This window comes from Nocardia violaceofusca NBRC 14427, from assembly GCF_963869435.1.
Lineage (GTDB): Bacteria > Actinomycetota > Actinomycetes > Mycobacteriales > Mycobacteriaceae > Nocardia > Nocardia aobensis.
In genome coordinates this window covers 1-4,250 of the sequence record NZ_CAWMPM010000065.1, presented here as the reverse complement: position 1 = coordinate 4,250, position 4,250 = coordinate 1, and the positions used below count along the sequence as shown (strand labels likewise).

Annotated in this window: 2 protein-coding genes; one reads left to right on the top strand and one right to left on the bottom strand. The window is 70.6% G+C overall.

What is annotated here, in order from left to right; translation table 11 throughout:
- A partial coding sequence (locus tag AC5592_RS34270; protein WP_371507567.1) for a hypothetical protein occupies positions 1 to 182 on the top strand: 182 nt, incomplete at its 5' end.
- Positions 183 to 466: 284 nt separating this feature from the next.
- Here the strand turns inward: AC5592_RS34270 and AC5592_RS34265 are convergent.
- Positions 467 to 4,250 (bottom strand): ABC transporter ATP-binding protein (locus AC5592_RS34265; protein ID WP_063066579.1); only part of this gene is annotated, 3,784 nt, incomplete at its 5' end.

Sequence of the window (4,250 nt, the reverse complement as noted above, 5' to 3'; positions counted from 1 at the left end):
CAGGTGCGGGGGGCGCCGGCGCCGGAGCCGGGGCGGGCGCCGGGGTGGGGGCGGTCCTCGGCGCGGAGTTGGATGCGTTCGGCTTGGCCGGAGCCGGAGTGGCCGGCGCGCTGGGGGCGGCGGTCGGCGCGGACGCGGCGGGACTGCTGTTACCTGTCTCACCCGGCGATTCCGGTGTGTAGTCGGCGAGGAACTCATGCCAGCTCTCATCGACCGACGACGGATCTTGCTTGTACTTCTGGTACATCTCGTCGACGAGCCACTGGTTCTGTCCGAACTGGGATGTTGAGCTGCTCACAGCAGGTGTTCGCCTCATTTCGTTCTTCGCGCTGCGACGTTTGTGACGTGCCCGGCACGGGTCGATCGGCACGATGTGCGCCGATGCGCCCTTTCTGAGGATAGGCCCAGCCGTGACAGCGTGCCCCAGCGCGGCCATGCACAGGCGCACCGCAGCGCCACTGTCCGGTTAACGACCCCCGGACAGACCCAGCCTCATAGGTGACGACTCGTCCCGTGTCGAGAATATTCCTTCGTCGGAATCGGCTGCCTCCCAGAGTCGGTTATAGATTCCGCGCTCCGCCAGTAATTGCGCGTGCGCGCCGAATTCCACGATCCGCCCGTGCGCGACGACCGCGATCCGATCGGCGCGCGCGGCGGTCGCCAAACGATGCGCGACGATCACCGTGGTGCGCCCGCGTGCCAGCGATCTGCTCGCTACCAGCACCTTCTCCTCGTTGGCCGGATCGAGGACCGCGGTGGCCTCGTCGAGCAACAGCAGATCCGGATCGACCAGTTCCGCACGCGCCAGCGCGATCAGCTGGCGCTGGCCCGCCGAGAGCCCGCGCCCGCCCTCACCGATCGGCTGGGTCATACCCCGCGGCAGTGTCTCGATCATCTCGAGCGCGCCGACCGCCGCGGCGGCCCGGGCGATGTCCGCCGATGTGGCACAAGGTTTCCCGAATGCAATGTTGCTGGCGACGTCGCCGGTGAACAGGTGAGCTTCCTGAGGAACCACACCGAGCCGGGCACGGAACTGCGCGAGCCGGTAGTCCCGGATATCGATCTCGTCGACGCGAATGGATCCGGAGTGGGCCGCCGCAGCGGCTCCGTCTCCGTTCGGATGCGAGCGAGGAAGGTCGTAGAGACGCGCCAGCAGTTTGACCACCGTCGACTTGCCCGCCCCGGTCTCACCCACCAGCGCGAGGGTCGAGCCGGCCGGAATGTGCAGGGAAACATCTTCCAGCGCGGGTGTTCTGGCGTCGGGATAGCGGAAAGTGACGCCGTCGAAGCGCACCTCACCGCGCAGCCCGCCCGCGATCTCGACCGCGTCGGCCGGATCGGGAGCGATCGAGGACGGGGTGTGCAGCAGTGTTTCGATGCGCCGCAACCCGACCCGGGCCTGCTGATAGCCGTCGAAGACCTGGGAAAGCTGGGTGATCGGCCCGAACAGCAGGCTCAGGTAGAGCACGAAGGCGACCAGGGTGCCGGCGGTCGTGGTGCCGTGTGCCACCTCACGGGCACCCAGGTACACCACCGCCGCCTGCGCCAGATCCGCCCAGGCCAGCACGAACGCGAAATACAGCGCGATGGCGCGCTGGGCCCGCAACCGGGCCCGGCGGTACCGATCGGAGTAGTCGGTGAACCGGCGGGCGGCCTCGGCCTCGTGGCGGTAGGCCTGGGTCGCGCGCAGGCCCGCCACGTTCTCCTGGAAGTCGGCGTTGACCGTGGCCACCCGTTCCCGCGAGGCCGAATACGCCGACGCCGAGACACGGCGGAAGAACAGGGTCGCCACGAGCAGTGGCGGCAGCGCCACGAAGACCACCACGGCCAGGGCGGCGTCGATCACCAGGAGCGCGATCACGATGCCCGCGACCGTGACCAGGCTGATGAGGGCGGTGCTCAGCCCGGTCTGCAGGAAGGTCGACAGCGCGTCGATATCGGTCGTCATCCGCGTCATGATCCGGCCGGACAGTTCGCGCTCGTAATAGTCCAGGCCGAGTCGTTGCAGGTGGGCATAGCTGCGCACCCGCAGCCCGTACAGCACCCGCTCGCCGCCGCGTGCGGAGAGCCGGGTTCCCACCGCCTCGTCCACCCAGCTCAGGAGCACCAAACCCACCCCGGCGAGGGCCGCGACCGCCAGCACGGCGCCGCGATGCTGTCCGACGCCGTCGTCGAGCGCGAATCGGGTGAGCGCGGGGAACGCCACCGAGATGCCCGCGTCCACGGCCAGCAGCGCGATCACGGCCGCCAGCAGCCAGCGCACCGGCCGCAGCAATCGCACCAGCCGGAATTTGGGGTCCGGCTGTTCCAGTTCGCGATCGTCGAGTTCCGGTTGTTCGGTCGCCGGGGACAGACTCGCGAGGGCGGCCCGCATCTCGGGCGGCGCATCCGGTTCGGGGTCCGAATCAGCCACGGCGACAACGTCTTCGGAATGCGGCGTCGCGGCGGGATGCGCGGGCCGGTCCGGGCGCTGCGTACCGCTGGCGCCCGACGTAGGGGCAGGTGTGACCGAGGGCGGGCCGGAGAGACCCACGCCGTCGTGCGCAGGCAGCTCGACAGCGGGTGCGAAGATGGCGCCGTCGGCGTGGGCCGAGGCGTATTCGGTGCGGTCCGAGGCGGTCGACGCCCCAGGGCCGGGCTCGACCACGTCGCCGGGTTCGACCTCGACGTTGTCGCTCCGATCCGCCGTACGTCCGCCCGGTGCGGGCAGGCGGATGACGCGATCCGCGTGGGCCAGGGTCGATTCGCGGTGCGCGAGGATCAGCGTGGTGCGGCCGTGGGCGGGCAGCGCGTCGAAGATCGCGGCCTCGGTGACGGCGTCCACCGCGGAGGTGGCGTCGTCCAGGACGAGGATGCGCGGGTCGGCGAGCAGGGCGCGCGCCAGGGCCAGGCGTTGCCGCTGGCCGCCCGAGAGCGTGAGGCCGCGCTCGCCGACGACGGTGTCGTAGCCGTCCGGCAGCGCGCGGATGAATTCGTCGGCCGCGGCCATCCGCGCGGCCGTCCGGATCTCCTCGGGATCGGCATCCGGTTTACCGAGTGCGATATTGGCGGAGATGGTGTCGGAGAACAGGAACGGCTCGTCGAAGACGACGCCGATCGCGGCGCGTAGATCGGCGGCCCGCACCCGCGCGATATCGATCCCGGCGGTCTCCGGATCCTGGTCCGGTCCGGCCCCGAAGAGGCTGATCCGGCCCGCCTCGGGCGTATGGAAGCGCGGCAACAGCAGTGTCAGCGTCGATTTCCCGGAACCGGCAGGTCCGATCACCGCCACCGTCTCGCCGGGACGCACGGTGAGATCGAGATCGTGCAGGACCGGGCGGCCGGGCTCGAATCCGAAGGTGAGGCCCCGGATGTGCAGGCCGAGCGGACCCTCCGGCAGCGGTTGCGGGTCGCGTGGGTCGATGCTCTCCGGCGCCTCGTCGACGACCTGATAGACGCGTTCGGCCGCGGCCCGGGTCAGCTGTGCCATGACCAGGACGTTCGACAGGATGCGGGTGCTCGACGCCATCATGGTCACGTAGGTCGCGAAGGCCAGGAAGGTGCCGACGCCGATCGCCGCGTGCAGCGCCAGCGTGCCGCCGAGCGCGATCACGATCACCAGCCCGGCCTGAGGAATCGCCGACACCGTCGGCGCGAACCGGGAGTCGATGCGGGCCGCGCGCATCCGGTGGGCGTAGAGCCGCCGCCCGTGCTCCTCCAGAATCCGCACCATTCGCGATTCCTGGCCGAAGCCCTTCACCACCCGGACGCCGGTGACGGTCTCCTCGACGTGCTGGGCCAGATCGGCCGCGCGCTGCTGCGCCGACCAGGTGGCGGCGTGCAGCCGCGGCCGCACCCGGTACACCACCAGCGCCAGCACCGGCACGGTCAGCAGCGACACCAGGGCCAGCGGTGGCGACAGCACCAGCATGGCCACCGCGGCGAAGGCGAAGATCAGCAGCGACGCCGCGGACAGCGGCGCCATCGCGAGCAGTCCCTGCACCAATTGCAGATCGCTGATCGATCGCGACACCACCTGGCCCGTGCGCAACCGGTCCTGCCGCGGCCCGTCGTAGCGGTGCAGTGCGGTGAGCAGGTCCACCCGCACCTCGTGTTGTACGTCCAGCGCCAGCCGTCCCGCGAGCCACCGCCGTCCGTAGGTCGCGGCGAATCGGGCCACCGCCAGCGCGACCAGTATCCCGGCGATCGGCGCGAGCGCCCCGACCTCGCCGAGCCGGGCGCGGTCCAACGCCGCCTTGGCCGCCAGCGGT